This is a genomic window from Mycobacterium paraseoulense, from assembly GCF_010731655.1.
In the GTDB taxonomy this organism is placed as follows: Bacteria; Actinomycetota; Actinomycetes; order Mycobacteriales; family Mycobacteriaceae; genus Mycobacterium; species Mycobacterium paraseoulense.
Genome location: NZ_AP022619.1, coordinates 1903485 through 1917860 on the forward strand (window position 1 = coordinate 1903485; position 14376 = coordinate 1917860).

Here is a 14376-nt window from a genome sequence, read left to right on the forward strand (position 1 = left end):
GGCGGGTGAAGGATGTGGCTCGTGTCAGGCGTTCGCACCGACGATGTCGTCGCGCGGCAGCCCCAGTACTTGCTCGGCGATGGTGTTGCGCTGGATCTCTGCGGTACCCGCACCGATCGTGGAGGCTCTGGTGGCGAGGAAACCGGTTACCCAGCGGCCACGCTGCACCGAGTGCTTGTCATCCGGCGACAGCATCGCGGGTGCACCGATCAGGTCGACGGCCAGTTCGTGCAGCCGTTTTTCGAACTCGGTGAACATCAACCGGCCGATCGAGGACACCGGCCCTGGGTCGGACCCGGCGAGTACCGTGCTCAGCGTCCGGGTGTTGTTAAGGACGACCAGCCGCACGTCTATCTCGATGCCGGCCAACAGTTGGCGGACCCGTGGGTCGCCTGTGCGGCCCAGTTCCGCTGCCAGAGCGTGTATTTCGTCGACGATCCGGCGATATCGCATGCCTTGCGCGACACCTGCCGTCGATCGCTCGTGGCCCAAACTCGTGCGGGCGATCTTCCAGCCTTCGTTTTCCTGCCCGACTCGATTCGCGACGGGAACACGGACTTGGTCGAGGAATATCTCGCAGAACGACGAGCCGCCAGTCATGTCACGAAGGGGGCGCACCGTGACACCCGGTGATGCCATGTCGATCAGCAGGTAACTTATCCCGTCTTGGCGCGATTCGCGCGACCCGGTGCGCACCAAGGCGAACAACCAATCGGCGTTGCGCGCATTGGTGATCCAGATCTTCTGCCCGGAGACGACGTACGCGTCGCCGTCGCGATCGGCACGAGTGCGCAGACTGGGCAGGTCCGAACCCGCCTCTGGTTCGGAAAAGCCTTGCACCCAGATGCTATCGCCGCGTAGACCAGCGCGCAGGAATCGTTCGCGTTGCTCGTCGGTGCCGTGCTGGATGATCGTCGGGCCCACCACGAAGATTCCTGCCCCCGGGTGCGCGGGCCGTCGCACCTTGGCGAATTCCTCGTGATAGATCACCTGCCCGGTCAGCGACAGTTCCATGCCGCCCCAGCGCTTTGGCCACGACGGCGCAGCGATACCCTCGTCGACCAGCAATGCCGACCACCGACGCTGCCAGGCCAGCCGCTCTGCGGGATCCTTCGGTGCGCGCCCAGGGTCGTTCGCCCGAAGAAAAGCGCGCAGCTCTTCCCTGAACCCTGACATCACACCGCCTCCACGAGTGGTGAAAGAGCTCCTATTGCAAGCAGTTTCGATCTATCGAAGTCATGTCGGGTGGTCAGTGCACGTCGCAAATGCAGGTGCACGCCGGTCTCCCAGGAATACCCCATCGCCCCGTGAAGGTGAATTGCGGTCTCAGCGACCTCGATCGCGGCACGCGGCACCCAGCGCGCGGCCGACGCCACGGTGGCCGAGGCGGTGTCGGCACCGTCTTCACAGGCGACCGCCGCCAACTGCACGGCCGCACGCGCCTGTTCGGTCGCGATGTACATGTCGGCGAGCCGGTGCTTGATGGTCTGAAAACTGCCGATCGGACGGCCAAACTGCTGACGGCCCTTGGCGTGATCGATCGTCTTGGTCAGGAGGGCCTGCATGCCGCCCACGAGTTCGGCCGCGGTGAGCAACGCCAGTTCACGCCGGTGTGCGGTCCAGTCGCCGATCCGCAGGATGTCGACCGGGCGCGCGCCTTCCAGATCGACCGTTGCGGTGGGTCTCGTCGGGTCCGCAGCCGACCGGCGGACCGGCGGCGGCAGCGCCGCCGTGTCCAGCACGACGATCGCCGACTCGCCTGCGCCACAGTCCCGCGCCGGCAGCGCGACCGCGTCGGTCTCGTCGTCGTCAGGAACACAGGCTCGTCCGCTCACGACCCCCGTTTCGGATAGTTCGACCGTGTCGAAACCGCACAGTGCGGTGATCCTCGAGCCACCGCACAGCGCATCGAGAAAGCCCGTGGATTGCTCATGAGCACTCCACGCCGAGGCAAGGACGATCGTCGCCGCGGCAGGCTCGGGTACCAGGACCGCGCCCACCTTCTCGGCGACGACAGTGGCTTCTAACAGGCGCGCGCCGATTCCGGCGGGTTCGGGTACCCGCAAGGCCGGCAGGCCCATCTCACACAGGGCCGCCCACCGCTGACGATCGGCGGTTCGAGACGTCATCGACGCTGCGGTGATCGCCTCGGCATCGCTCCGCCGCGCGAAGAACTCCGCAATGGCGTCGGCGAGCGCCAGGACGTCGCCATCCATTTCGAAATTCACGCATTCCAGGGAACTAGGCCGGTAACCGTGAGCGCAATATCTACGGGCGTTTTGGCGGGCAAATGCCGTTCTCAGTTCTGGACCGGCGCAAACGGGTCCGGAGCTCGTACGGTCGTCTTAGCGACAACGTTGCGAGGAAGGGCAAGCATGAGCGCGGCGCCGGTATCAGGCCAGACGGGCGTGGAGGACATCCTTGGCCGGCTGGCGAGACTGGCACCGGCGAGCACGGCCCTGATCGTCGACGGGTTGGAGTACCCGTTCGGGCAGCTCGCCGAGGCGTCCGAGCGGGTCTCCAAGCAGCTGACCCCGGGCACCAGGGTGCTGGTGCGGTTGGGCAACAACGCGGCCTCGGTCGTCGCGATCCACGCGGCGTGGCGCGCGGGGTGTTCTGTCGTCGCCGCAAGCACGATGGTGCCGGAGTCCGAAGTGCGGCGGCGGCTGGCCGAGACGTCGGCGGCCGCACTGGTGACGCCGGCCACCTGCGGTGGTCTGGATGTCGACTTCGCCGACACCGAGGTTCGTGACGGCGCACCGGTCGGCGAGGCGGTGGTCATGTTCACGTCGGGCACCACCGGCACGCCGAAGGGCGCGTCGTTGACGTTCTCCGCCTTGCGCGGATCGGTGGCGGGGATCGCTACGGGCAATGGGCTCGACGGTGACGGCCGCCCCCCGCGACAGCCTGCACGTGGACCGCGCATCGTACTGGTACCAATCGCTCACATGGGCGGCTTCCTTGGCATGCTCACCGCATGGTGGCTTGGTAAACCGGCGCTGCTCGTCGAAAAGTTTTCGCCCGAGCGGGTATTCGACCTGGTCGAGCGGTATCGCCTCGGTGTGCTGGGCCTGACGCCAGCGATGGTGTGGGAGCTGGCTGCGTCCGACGGTGCGAGCGGGCTGCCTGGAGTGGACTACGTGATCGTCGGTACCGCAGCGATTCCCGAAGCGACGCGTCTTGCATTCGAACAGAAATACGGCGTACCCGTGCTGCGTAATTACGGGCAGACCGAGTTCGCCGGGGCGATTGCCTTCGAGCGGCCCGCCGACGTCGCCGCGGGTAAGCGCCCCGACGGCACCGTAGGCCGGGTCGCACCCGGAGTAGAGGTCGCGATCCTCGGCCCCGACGGCGCACCGGTGCCGGTCGGTGAGGTCGGCGAGATATCGGCGCGCGCCGCATCGGCCATGTCGGGTTATCTGGGTGCCGACGGTCAACCCGCTAGCCCCGGAACTTGGCTGCGCACCGGCGATCTCGGATTCATCGATGACGGCGGATTCCTGTTCGTCGTCGGCCGGGTACGAGACATGGTGGTGTGCGGAGGATTCAACATCTATCCCGCCCAGGTGGAGGCGGCCCTCAACGATCTCGCGCAGATCGCAGATTCCGCGGTTGCCGGTGTTCCCGACGAGAGGCTGGGCGAGGTTCCGGTCGCAGCTGTCGTGCTGCAGCCCGGCGCAACCGCTGACGCTGAGACGATCCGGCGGGCGCTGCGCGCCGTGCTTGCCGCATATGAGTTGCCTCGTCGCATCGCATTCGTCGACGCCATCCCGCGCCTTGATTCGGGCAAGGTCAACCGCGAAGAGGTCGCACGACTCGTGGAAAGCCGGCGGCAATGACGGTATCTGACACGGTAGCTCTGACCGATCTGGACGACAACGAATTTCGCGATCGCTTACGTCGATGGTTCATGGCGAACCCGGCTCCTGAGCTCGCGGCCTGCGCGTCGGTCGGCGACGACCGCGACGCGGACTATCTAGCGGCCCAGCGGCTGTGGCAAAAGCGGCTTGCGGGAGCCGGCCTGGCTTGTATCGCATGGCCGACCGCATATGGCGGCCAGGACGCGACCCCGATGCAGCAGTTGATTTTTCACGAGGAACACCAACGCGCGGGCGGGCGTGGTGGCGAACCGTTCTTCGTCGGGATCGGCCACGCCGGCCCCACGATCATCTCCGAAGGCACTGAGGAGCAACGCCGCCGCTGGCTGCCCGGCATCCTCACGGGCGATCTGATTTTTGCTCAATGCTTCTCCGAACCCGGCGCCGGGTCTGACCTCGCGGCCATCACGACCAGGGGTGTGGTCGACGACGACCATGTGGTAGTAACCGGACAGAAGATCTGGAACTCCCGCGCCCACAATGCCGATATGTGTGAACTGCTGGTGCGTACTGATGCCTCGAATCGGTACGGCGGGCTGACGTATCTCATCGCCGACATGCGCACACCGGGAATCACCGTGCGTCCGATCACAGCGATCACCGGCAGACCCGAATTCTGCGCGGTGTTCTTCGACGGCGCGCGCATCCCGCTGGAGAACGTCCTCGGAAAAATCGGCGCGGGATGGAAGGTGGCGACCACCACGCTGCTGTTCGAGCGCAGCACGGCATTCGCGGCCACCGTCATCGGATTGCAGCGGATCGTGGCGCAGCTGGCCGAAACCCATGCGGACAATCCTGCCCTGATGGATCGCCTACAGGAGCTCGCCGACGACGTGTTCGCCGTTCGGGCGCTGCTGTACAAGACCGTCTCCGAGCAACAACAGGGCGGCGAGCCCGGCCCTGCCAGCAGCGCGCTGAAGTTGGTCGCCACCGAGCTGAACCACCGGATCCGCAAATTCGGTGTGCTGGCGAATCTCGACGAGGTCGAGCAGTATTTCGAATCGTTCGGATTGCGGATCGGCGGCGGGACATCCGAGGTGCAACGCAACATCCTTGCCGAGCGCGTACTCGGCTTGCCGAAAGAGGCCCGGCGGTAACGAGTCTGGACTCCCGGGCGGTGGACAAGCTAGCTCGACGACGCACAGATCACGAAGTGGACCGGTCAGCTGTTCGTCCATTTGGGTGGCCGCTTCTCGGCGAAGGCTACCGCGCCCTCTTTGGCGTCGTTTGACGCGAAAACAGGTCCAATGATTTCGAATTGGCGGCGCCATACCTCATCGGCCGGCCATTCGCGCGACTCGATCATCACCCGCTTGGTCGCCGCGACGGCGAGCGGCCCGTTGGCGGTGATCTCCTCGGCCAGCGCGATCGCTCCGCCCAGGGCGCCACCCGGTCCGGTCAGCACGTTGACCATCCCCAACTCGTGCGCGCGGCGCGCCGGGAGGTTAGCGCCGGTCAGCGCCAGTTGCATGGCGATCGCCGCCGGTATCCGCTGCGGCAACCGGATCAATCCCCCGCCGCCCGCCACCAGGCCGCGCTTCACCTCGGGAATGCCGAAGGTGGCGTCATCGGCCGCGACGATCAGATCGGTGGCCAGGGCCACCTCGGTGCCACCCGCGAGGGCGTAACCTTCGACCGCGGCGATCAGCGGTTTGACCGGAGGCCGTTCCGTGAAGCCGAGGCCCCGGCCTTCCACCGCGACGCTCTCCCCGCGCGCGAAGGCCTTGAGATCCATTCCGGCACAGAATGATCCGCCAGCACCCGTGATGATGCCGACCGACAACGCGGGATCGCCGTCCAGCCGGTCGGTGGCCGCGGCGAGACCATGGCTCACCGCGGCGTCGATCGCGTTCTTCGCATGCGGGCGATTGATCGTGATTATGAGGATGCGGTCGCGTTGCTCAACAAGGACTGGATCGTTGGCGTCTGAATTCACGGCTAACAGCATAATAGTATGACTGATAGTGACGGCGGCGGCCTCGTGGCAATGCACCTGGCGACAACCCGATTGCCGCCCTCGGCGTAATCCACCGACATGCCTCCTATACGCGTATGGTCATTGAGTGGCCAAGCGGCTAACCCCAGTCGAGCGGGCACCGCTCACACGCGAACTGATCGCCTCCGTCGCGGCGGACCTCATCCGGACCGAGGGCATCGAGTCGCTCACGATGCGCACGGTCGCCGCGAAGCTCGGCGTGTCGGCAATGGCCCTCTACCACCACGTGGATGACAAGGACGAAATCGTGCGCCTGGTCGGCGATCAGATCCTCGCCAAGATCAAACTCCCGGACCCCGACACCGGCGACTGGCGTCAGCTGCTCATCGACACGGCCATCGACACTCACGAGGCGCTGCGCAGCGTGCCGGGCATGACAACCGTTCTGCTGACGCGCAAGATGCTTCCCAACGCGCGGCGAATCGTGTCGTTCTGCCTGAGGCAGTTCGAACGTGCCGGCCTGACCAGGGCGGAAGCGAATGTCGCCTATGCCGGATTGCATCAGCTCAGCGTGGGCCGGCTCCTGATCGAGACGAGTCCGAACTTCGAGGTGCACTCGGAGCTGGCCGACGATGCGGAACTCGCCGCCTATATGAAGGCGCTACACGACCGATCGTCGTTCGAGCAGGCGGTATCGGCACTGCTCGATCATTACGACCACAAACGGCGGGCGTGATATACACCTAAACTATACGTCGTAAGAGCCTGCTACCGACGAGGAGACCGATGCCCACCTTCGAAGAAGTGGACTACGGACTCCCTAAGGGGATCCTCGTGAAGGCCGCCGGACCGATCCGGCTGGTGACCCTCAACCGTCCCGACGACCTCAATGGCGCCAACCGGCCCATGCACCGAGCGCTCGCGAAGGTGTGGGGTCACCTCGATGAGGACGCCTATGCGCGCGCCGTCGTCCTCACGGGTGCCGGGCAGGCATTCAGCGCTGGAGGCGACTTCGGCTACATGCAGGAGAACATCGACGACGAGGCGATGCGCGCGCAGACCATGGCCGAGGGCAGGGCCATCATCGAGGGAATGGTGCGTTGCCGCCTCCCGGTGGTGGCGGCCGTGAACGGGCCCGCGGTAGGCCTCGGGTGCAGCCTCGCCGTCCTCTCGGACATCGTGCTCATCGCCGAGGGCGCCTTCCTCGCCGATCCGCATCTGCGTATGGGCCTCGTCCCCGGGGACGGGGGCATGTCGTGGCCGACTCTCATCGGCTTGTCGCGGGCGAAAGAGTACCTGTTTCTCGGGGGCCGTATCCCCGCGGACGAGGCAGTCCGGCTCGGCTTGGCGAGCCGCACGGTAGCGGCGCAGTCCCTGCTGGACGAAGCGCTCACTCTCGCAACGAAACTGGCGAGCATGCCGCCGGCCGCGCTCAGGCAGACGAAACGGGCGCTGAACTCCTATCTGGAGGTCCAGCTCGAGCACGCGTTCGCGCGCGGGCTGGACGGCGAACTGGTGAGCATGGGCTCCGACGAACACCGGGATGCGGTTGCGCGCGCCCGAAACAAGGCCGCTGGCCGGAGCCGCTGAGACCGCGGCCGGCAGCTCAGGCCCGCTCGGAGCGCAGGACGCGCCGCATGATCTTGCCGGTCGCCGTTTTCGGTATCTCGTCGACGATCGCGACGCTGCGTGGGTACTTGTAGGCGGCCATGCGCTGTCGGCAGAACTCGATCAATGCATCGGCGTCCACGATGTGGCCCTCGCGCAGGGAAACGAATGCCTTGACCGTCTCGCCTCGATAGGGATCGGGTTGACCGACGACAGCAGCCTCCCGGACGGCGTCGTGCGTGTACAACACGTCTTCGACCTCGCGCGGCCAGACCTTGTATCCGCTGGCCACGATCATGTCCTTCGTGCGGTCCACCAAATAGAACCAGCCCGCGTCGTCGACGTAGCCGACGTCGCCCGTCAACAGTCGCCCATCTCGGAACGCCGCTGCCGTCTGATCCGGCTGATTCCAGTAACCCGGCACGACCTGCGGTCCGGACACGGCAATTTCGCCGATTCGACCGGGCGGCAGCTGCCGGCCCTCGTCATCGAGCACGACGACGTCGACGCCCGGCATCGGCTTGCCGACTGCCAGCGCACCGGTCTGGGGATCGACCGGTGCTTGTTCGCCCATGGGCACAGCGAGCACCGGGCAGGTCGTCTCCGTCATCCCATAGACGTTGTGGATGTTAGGTGCCGAAGCGATCCCGGAAGCGCTCCAGCACACCGGCAGCCACGGGCGCCCCGCCCGAGGCGATGGTGGTCAGGCTGGCCAGATCCGCCCGTGTCGCGTCGGACTCGACGAGGGCGATGAACGCCGTGAGCGCACCCACCGTGAACGTAGGCCGGTGACGGCGAACCGCGTGCAGGACGACGTCGGGACGAAATCGGTTGCACAGCACCAGCGCACCGCCCGCGGCGATCGCAGCAGCGATGTGTCCGGTCAGCCCCGTCACATGGAACAACGGGGCGATTCCGAGCACCGAGTCGCGGTCGGCGAGCGCAAACCATTCACGGTAACTCTTCCCACCCGTGGCAATGTTGCCGTGAGTGTTCATGGCGCCCTTCGGCTTTCCCGTCGTACCCGAGGTGTACGTGATGGCCGCGACGTCCGAGCACACCGGAACCCGACGATCTGGGCACTGACCCGGGTGTTCGGCGATGAGGGCGTGCAGGTCGTCGCTCGGATGCTGCCAATCGACTGCGCTGGTGGTGATCACCTGCTCGACCGACCGTCCGGCGAGGGCATCCGCAAGCTCTCCTGTGTACAACTCGTCGAGCGCGATCAGCACCCGGGGCGTGGCATCGTCCGTGAGTTTCACGACCTCGCCCGGCGTGAGCATCGGGTTGATCGGCACCGCCACGCCGCCGAGCTTCCAGATGGCCAGCAGCGCGATGACGTACTGGGGCACGTTCTGCAGACACAGCGCCGCGCGGTCACCAAAACCGAAACCTTGCTGCGCGAGCGCAACCGCCAAACCGTCGCTGGCAGTGTCGACTTCACCGTACGTCAGCACCGTGTCGAAGTACGTCAGCGCCGGTCGGCCCGGCGCATCGGAGGTCCACCGCCAAAAGGCGTCGAGCAACGTGAGTTCGTTGTTCACACAAACGCCTAATTGGTGCCCTCGGTCAGCTTGATGCCGTTCTCCCGCAGGAAATTGCGCTTCTTCACATCATCGAGGCCCTCGACCTTATTGTAGAAGTCGGCGGGCTCGCGCAGACCTTCCGCGTGCGGCCAGTCCGACCCCATCAGCAGGGTCTCGTCGGTGCCGAGCTTTTCGATCATCGCCATGGTGTCGTCCTCGGGGTAGGGCACCACCCGAACATGCTTCTTGAAGATCGCGCTGGGGCGCTCCGTCAGCTGGCCGCCGAGCCACCGGCCGTTGCGCGCCATCCCACGACTCTTGTCCATGTGGCGGATGAAGTGCGGCACCCATTCGGCGCCGAACTCGCTGACGAGCACCTTGATATTGGGGTAGCGACCGAAGATGTTGTCGAAGATGAGCGCCGAGATCGTATCGGTGATCGGTCGCTCCCCGTACGTGTTCTGCCACTGCCACGCCGAGAACTGGAACGGCGGAACCAGGCCCCAGCCCCAATCGGAGGCGATGTTGTCCTGATAGTAGAACTCCGCGATGTGATAGCACACAACGGCTTTGGCCTCATTGACCCGCGCCCAGAACGGATCAAAGTACGGATCACCCGGCGAGCGTCCGTACGCCGGCCCAGCCGGCAGCACGATGAACCGCGCGCCCGCGTCGAGAACCCGGTCGAGTTCCTCGCATGCGCGGTCCAGGTCGCGCATGGACATAAGCGCGGGGGCATAGATCCGATTCTTGAAGTTGAAGCCCCAGTCCTCGTTGATCCACTTGTTGAAGGCTTCGATGTTGTCGTAGAGCGGATCGATGCCGCGCAGGTATTGCTCGGCCATGAGCGTCCAGCCACCGGGGTACATGATCGCCCGTTCTATCTGCTGTTCGGTTAGTTGCGCCAGCCGCGCATCCCGGTCCAGGTACTCGATTTGCAAAGGTTCGTAGAAGCGGTCGGTGTCGGCGGCGTCACCAGCGGCGCGATGTTTGAGCATCTCGATAAGTGAGCCCGGCACATAAGCCTGATTCAGATCGTTCTCGAGCGCGGTGACGATCTGATCGTTGGCCAGCAGCACCTTGCGTCCCGATGGCGCGACGATCGGCCGAACAGCGGTGTCCAATTTGGCCTTCGGCATGAAGCGGGTGAAGCAGTCCTCCGCTTCGTACGAGTGCTGGTCGAAGTCGGTCAGCTGGTAGGGCAGTTCGCCGACCGTGTTCTCGATGAGTGCCATGGCGGATGTCCTTTCGCCGTCCGATTTCTTCCAATGTCTTCGACTATACATGTATACCTGACGCCGTAAAGTAGGCTCCTCACGCCGGCGTGGGTTGGTCAGTGTCCGGTGAAACTCGGCGGACGGCGCTCCAAGAACGCCGCCTTGCCCTCCTTTGCGTCGGCACTGGGTCCCACCCACAGGACGGCCTGCTGAGCGTCGCCGAGCGAGGTCTGCAGGGTGTTCTCGAGCGCCCGCCGCATCATGAACTTGACCGCGCGCACGGCCAGTGGCGCAGCAGCTCTGAACTGGCGGGCGAGTTCCATCGTTCGCGGCCACAACCGCTCGTCCTCGACCACTTCCGTCGCGAGGCCAAGCCGCTGCGCCTCTCCGGCATCGTAGATCTCGGAAAGCGCGACCATCCGAAATGCGTTGTCGTACCCCATTGCCCGCGGGAAAAGCCATGCTCCGCCTTCATCCGGGAGCAAGCCAGCGCACGCGCTGGTGTCGCCCAGTCGCGCACTAGCGGCGACGATCCGGAGATCGCAGGCGAGGGCAAAGGCGAGCCCACCATTGACCGCTATGCCGTTCACGGCGCAGATCACCGGCTTGTCGAGCTGGTTCAGCGCGGTGATGACGGCGTGGGCGTCCTCGCGTAGCTCCCGCGCCCGCCCGATCTGGTGCGCCAGTACGTCGGCGAAGCCGGCATCGGGAGATACGTCGCCGCCCGTGCAGAAACCCCGGCCCTTGCCTGTCAACACGAGGACGCGGATGTCGTCATCGAGCCGAACCCGCCGAATGGCCTCCTGGAGCTCGGCGCACATCTGCGGCGTGTACGCGCCAAGCCGGTCGGCACGGTTGATGGTTACGACGGCGACGGCGTCTTCGGGTGTCGAGAACTCGGCGTGCGGTGCGGAGCTGCTCATAGCCGGGCCTGGGGTGGTAGGCATCCCGAGGCGACGAATTGTCCACCGATGTCGGTCATCGAGTCGGCCCAGCCGCCGTACATGGCGTCCAGGATGCGGCTGCGGGCGACGTGGCCGGACAGGGGGTGCTCGGCGGTCAATCCGATGGCACCACAAACCTGAACGCAAGCGCGGCTCGCCGCGTCGACCGCGTAGCCGGCGTAGGCCTTGGCCGTTCGCGCATCTGCGCCGCTGCCCGTGCGCCACGCCACCGCGCTCAACTCGGCGGCGCCGCGCAGCAGCGCGTAGCTCTCGGCCAGCCGATGTCGAGGGCTCTGGTTCGCAGCGATCGGCCGTCCGAACTGAAAGCGCCCGGTGATCTGATCGGCCGCGAGGCGCACCATCGCCGAACCGTTGCCGACGAGTTCTGACGACAGCGCTCGCTCGGCCGCCGCGACGATAGGCGTCCAATCGAGGTCGGTCTCCGTCACGCCGTCGCATGCCATCGTGAGCCGAACTCGCCGGAGGCCGGAGCGGGCATCGAACCCGGCCACGGCTGTTACGGCGGACTGCTGCGCGGCGAGGTCGACGAGGAAGCCGGTGTCGTGCGTTGCCACGCCGACCGGTCCGTGGGGGTTGGCGAGGAGCACTCCGTCGATCTCGATCCGGTCGTCGATGACGCGAGCCGACGCGCGGGAGTTAATCGGGTGCACGACGGGGATTTTCACTCCGTCGTACTCGGCGAAAGCGACCGTGTCCAGAATCGCCGACGCCCGCCCGAGCAAGCCCTGCTCCGTGAACAGCATGTCGAGCGCCGCCGCGGGATCGTCTGCGACAACCTCACTCCAGCCCAGCTCGTCTAGTCCGGCGACGACATCGCCGCCTGCATCGGTTTCGAAGAGGTCGTGAATGGAGCCCCTGAGCAGCTCCCTCGTCTCAGCGTCCACGTTCGTTCTCCCTCGGCAGCTTGAGGATTCGATCGGCGATGATGCTGTATTGCACCTCGCGCGCACCGCCGTAGATCGAGGCGGCGCGGGAGTACCACCAGCGTTCCCGCCACGCCGCCGATGCGTCGTCGTCACCGACCAGGATGTCCGGTCCGAGCAGAGCCATGGCGGCGTCGAGCACATCCTGCTTCGCCGTCGACAGAAGAAGTTTGTCCACGCTGGTCTCCGCGCCCACCTCCTCGCCCGCTGCGAGCCGGCCCAATGTGGTTGCCGTGCGGGCACGCAACGCCATGAGGTTTAAATAAGCCCGTCCGACGATCGCGGCACGACGCGAGTCCGGTGCGCCTTCCTCGCGGTCCAGGGCGCGCACGAGCTGCTGAAGATAGGCGGTCGCGATCGCCATCCGCATCCATGCGTAGGTTCCGCGCTCGTACTGCAGCAGATCCATGGCGACCGCCCACCCGGCGCCATCCCCGCCGATCACCCGGTCCGGCTTGACGAGGACGTCGGTGAAGAAGATTTCGGCGAGCTCTTCGCGGCCGCTGGCCAACGCGATGGGTCGGCGATCGACACCGGGTGAGTCGAGATCGACCAGGAGCATCACCAGGCCGCGGTGGCGGTCGGCCACCGCGCCACTGCGCGCCAGCAGCACGATGCGGTCGGCGAAGGCGCCGTAGGACGTCCAGATCTTCTGCCCGTTGACGACGTAGGTGCCGTCGTCCCTGGCGACGGCTTTGGTGCGCAGGGCCGCGAGGTCGCTGCCCGCCTCGGGCTCGGAGAAGCCCTGGGACCACAGCTCGTCACCGCGTAGCGCTGCGGGAAGTCGCGCCGCTGCTAACCGCGGCGCGTGGTTCGCGACCGCCGGCCCGACCACTTCCAACACGAGCAGGTGTTCCGGAATCGGGTAACCCGCCAGTGCCAGTCGTTCCAGAATCTGGCACCGGACGAGCGGCGAACCGCCAATGCCGCCAACCGCTTCGGGCCAGCCCCATCGACTCCAGCCCCCGTCGTAGAGCCACTTCATCATGCGCCGCGACTGCTCGAGCGCATGGGCCATATCGGCTGCGGGCTCCCGTAGCGGGGCCAACCCGTCGGCCGCGAGCAACGCGACATCGAATTCGTCGAGAATGCGCTCGGAATCGGGCGCGGAAACGGCGATCTCGCTGGTGTTCACAGCCACGGCCTTGAACTATACATGTAAAGGTCGCTCGCCCGAAGCAATTCGTCGTGATACATCGCCCCGCGCACGCATCGCATATGGTTAGATTATTTTGATGGAAGAAATGGCCCAGACGCCCTCTGCTGCCGCCAAGGTCTCGCTGCTGCTCGAACGGGTGGCGCTCGAGGTGACGGACGGACGACTTCCCAGCGCGCAAGTGGCGGTCGGATATGGTGGCGGGCTCGTCGCCTTCGAGACGTTCGGCGATGCCGACCCGACCACTCGCTACCGGCTGCAGTCGGCGAGCCGACCATTCGTGGCCGGCGCGCTCTGGAAGGTCATCGACAAATATGGCGTCGACATCGGCACACCGGTGTCGACATGGATACCAGGCTTCTGCGACGGAATAACGCTGCGAGACATCGCAACTCACCGGGCGGGCCTCGCCTATGCACCGTTAGGCGCCAAGCGGATGGCAACGCGGGCGTCGCGCCTTGAGGCCATGGCGCGGTGGCGGCCCGATCCCGAAACCCGCGGACACCTGCAGTTCGCGCTGACGTCGTCGGGTTGGGTGATCTGGGAGGTGATCGAGTCGCTTACTGGGCTGCCATTGCCGGAGTATCTGGACAAGCACATCGTGGGACCGCTCGGACTGACAGCGCAGCTCGCGGTGCCGATCGAAGAGCAGGGCGACGTGGCGCCCATGGTTCTGCTCGGTGATCCATCCGAGGAACTGGACCCCTGGGGTCCGTGGTACCTCGACCCCGCCGAAGTGCTGGCCAGGGGCGAGCCATCGCATAGCGTGGTCGCCACGGCGGCGGATGTCGCGATGCACTATCAAGGCATGTTGCACTCCGACGTGTGGTCGCGAGCGGCCGTCGCCGAAGGTTGCCGCGCACATGTCACCGAACCGGTGCACGGTCCAATCGAACACGGGGGGACCGACTATCCGGTGTCCATCGGGCTGTTCGTCACGGTCCGCGGTGAGTCGTGGCAAACCGGATGGATGCCGGCGACCGGATCCCCGGCGACGTTCGGACACGGTGGCGCGCCGCTGCAGCAGTCCTTCTGTGATCCCACCACCGGCCTGAGCTTCGCCTTCCTGACCAACGGGTATCCCGCGACGGGATACGCCCTGGACCGGTGGGGCAGGAATCTCTCGGCCGTCGTGCTGGATCTGGCCGGCGACATCGCCTGACCGTC

Annotated in this window: 14 protein-coding genes; 5 read left to right on the plus strand and 9 right to left on the minus strand. The window is 65.9% G+C overall.

Annotated features, from left to right (window positions below; genetic code table 11):
- Positions 1–24: 24 nt before the first annotated feature.
- Together G6N51_RS08730 and G6N51_RS08735 are read right to left on the minus strand one after the other, a co-directional pair.
- A complete protein-coding gene (locus G6N51_RS08730; RefSeq protein WP_067925921.1) occupies positions 25–1176 on the minus strand; it encodes an acyl-CoA dehydrogenase family protein in 1152 nt (383 codons plus the stop codon).
- The gene (locus tag G6N51_RS08735) at positions 1176–2216 is read right to left on the minus strand and encodes an acyl-CoA dehydrogenase family protein (protein ID WP_232078283.1); all 1041 of its coding nucleotides are present in this window, start codon (positions 2214–2216) and stop codon (positions 1176–1178) included. The genes G6N51_RS08730 and G6N51_RS08735 overlap by 1 nt, the downstream gene beginning before the upstream one ends.
- Positions 2217–2375: 159 nt before the next feature.
- On the opposite strand from G6N51_RS08735, the gene G6N51_RS08740 reads away from it, so the two are divergent.
- Together G6N51_RS08740 and G6N51_RS08745 are read left to right on the plus strand one after the other, a co-directional pair.
- Entirely contained in the window at positions 2376–3839 is a 1464-nt protein-coding gene (locus G6N51_RS08740; RefSeq protein ID WP_083169561.1) for a class I adenylate-forming enzyme family protein, read from the plus strand.
- Positions 3836–4975 carry an acyl-CoA dehydrogenase family protein gene (locus tag G6N51_RS08745; RefSeq protein WP_067925927.1) on the plus strand — a complete coding sequence of 380 codons (1140 nt, stop codon included), beginning with the start codon at positions 3836–3838 and terminating at the stop codon, positions 4973–4975. The genes G6N51_RS08740 and G6N51_RS08745 overlap by 4 nt, the downstream gene beginning before the upstream one ends.
- Before the next feature lie 65 nt (positions 4976–5040).
- Here G6N51_RS08745 and G6N51_RS08750 read toward each other — a convergent pair whose 3' ends face one another.
- Positions 5041–5814: a crotonase/enoyl-CoA hydratase family protein gene (locus G6N51_RS08750; RefSeq protein WP_372510058.1), complete on the minus strand. Its 774-nt coding sequence runs from the start codon at positions 5812–5814 to the stop codon at positions 5041–5043.
- A 127-nt stretch (positions 5815–5941) separates the two neighbouring features.
- Between G6N51_RS08750 and G6N51_RS08755 the strand changes: the two genes are divergently transcribed.
- A complete protein-coding gene (locus G6N51_RS08755) occupies positions 5942–6550 on the plus strand; it encodes a TetR/AcrR family transcriptional regulator (RefSeq protein ID WP_083169565.1) in 609 nt (202 codons plus the stop codon).
- Between the two features lie 50 nt (positions 6551–6600).
- Positions 6601–7404: an enoyl-CoA hydratase/isomerase family protein gene (locus G6N51_RS08760; RefSeq protein WP_083169567.1), complete on the plus strand. Its 804-nt coding sequence runs from the start codon at positions 6601–6603 to the stop codon at positions 7402–7404.
- A 16-nt stretch (positions 7405–7420) separates the two neighbouring features.
- On the opposite strand, the gene G6N51_RS29430 is transcribed toward G6N51_RS08760, so the two are convergent.
- From G6N51_RS29430 to G6N51_RS08785, 6 genes are all read right to left on the minus strand, one after another.
- Positions 7421–8032, minus strand: a complete 612-nt coding sequence (locus tag G6N51_RS29430) for an AMP-binding enzyme (RefSeq protein ID WP_264052567.1) — start codon at positions 8030–8032, stop codon at positions 7421–7423.
- 19 nt (positions 8033–8051) lie between these two features.
- Positions 8052–8966: a class I adenylate-forming enzyme family protein gene (locus tag G6N51_RS08765; RefSeq protein WP_264052564.1), complete on the minus strand. Its 915-nt coding sequence runs from the start codon at positions 8964–8966 to the stop codon at positions 8052–8054.
- 8 nt (positions 8967–8974) lie between these two features.
- Entirely contained in the window at positions 8975–10183 is a 1209-nt protein-coding gene (locus tag G6N51_RS08770) for an amidohydrolase family protein (RefSeq protein ID WP_083169569.1), read from the minus strand.
- Between the two features lie 98 nt (positions 10184–10281).
- On the minus strand, positions 10282–11088 hold the full coding sequence (locus tag G6N51_RS08775; RefSeq protein ID WP_083169571.1) for an enoyl-CoA hydratase/isomerase family protein: 807 nt from the start codon (positions 11086–11088) through the stop codon (positions 10282–10284).
- Positions 11085–12014 carry an acyl-CoA dehydrogenase family protein gene (locus G6N51_RS08780; RefSeq protein ID WP_083169573.1) on the minus strand — a complete coding sequence of 310 codons (930 nt, stop codon included), beginning with the start codon at positions 12012–12014 and terminating at the stop codon, positions 11085–11087. The genes G6N51_RS08775 and G6N51_RS08780 overlap by 4 nt, the downstream gene beginning before the upstream one ends.
- Entirely contained in the window at positions 12004–13194 is a 1191-nt protein-coding gene (locus G6N51_RS08785) for an acyl-CoA dehydrogenase family protein (RefSeq protein ID WP_232078285.1), read from the minus strand. Before G6N51_RS08785 ends, G6N51_RS08780 begins: the two co-directional genes overlap by 11 nt.
- A gap of 94 nt (positions 13195–13288) precedes the next feature.
- Between G6N51_RS08785 and G6N51_RS08790 the strand changes: the two genes are divergently transcribed.
- Positions 13289–14371 carry a serine hydrolase domain-containing protein gene (locus tag G6N51_RS08790; protein ID WP_083169575.1) on the plus strand — a complete coding sequence of 361 codons (1083 nt, stop codon included), beginning with the start codon at positions 13289–13291 and terminating at the stop codon, positions 14369–14371.
- The last annotated feature ends 5 nt before the right edge of the window (positions 14372–14376 follow it).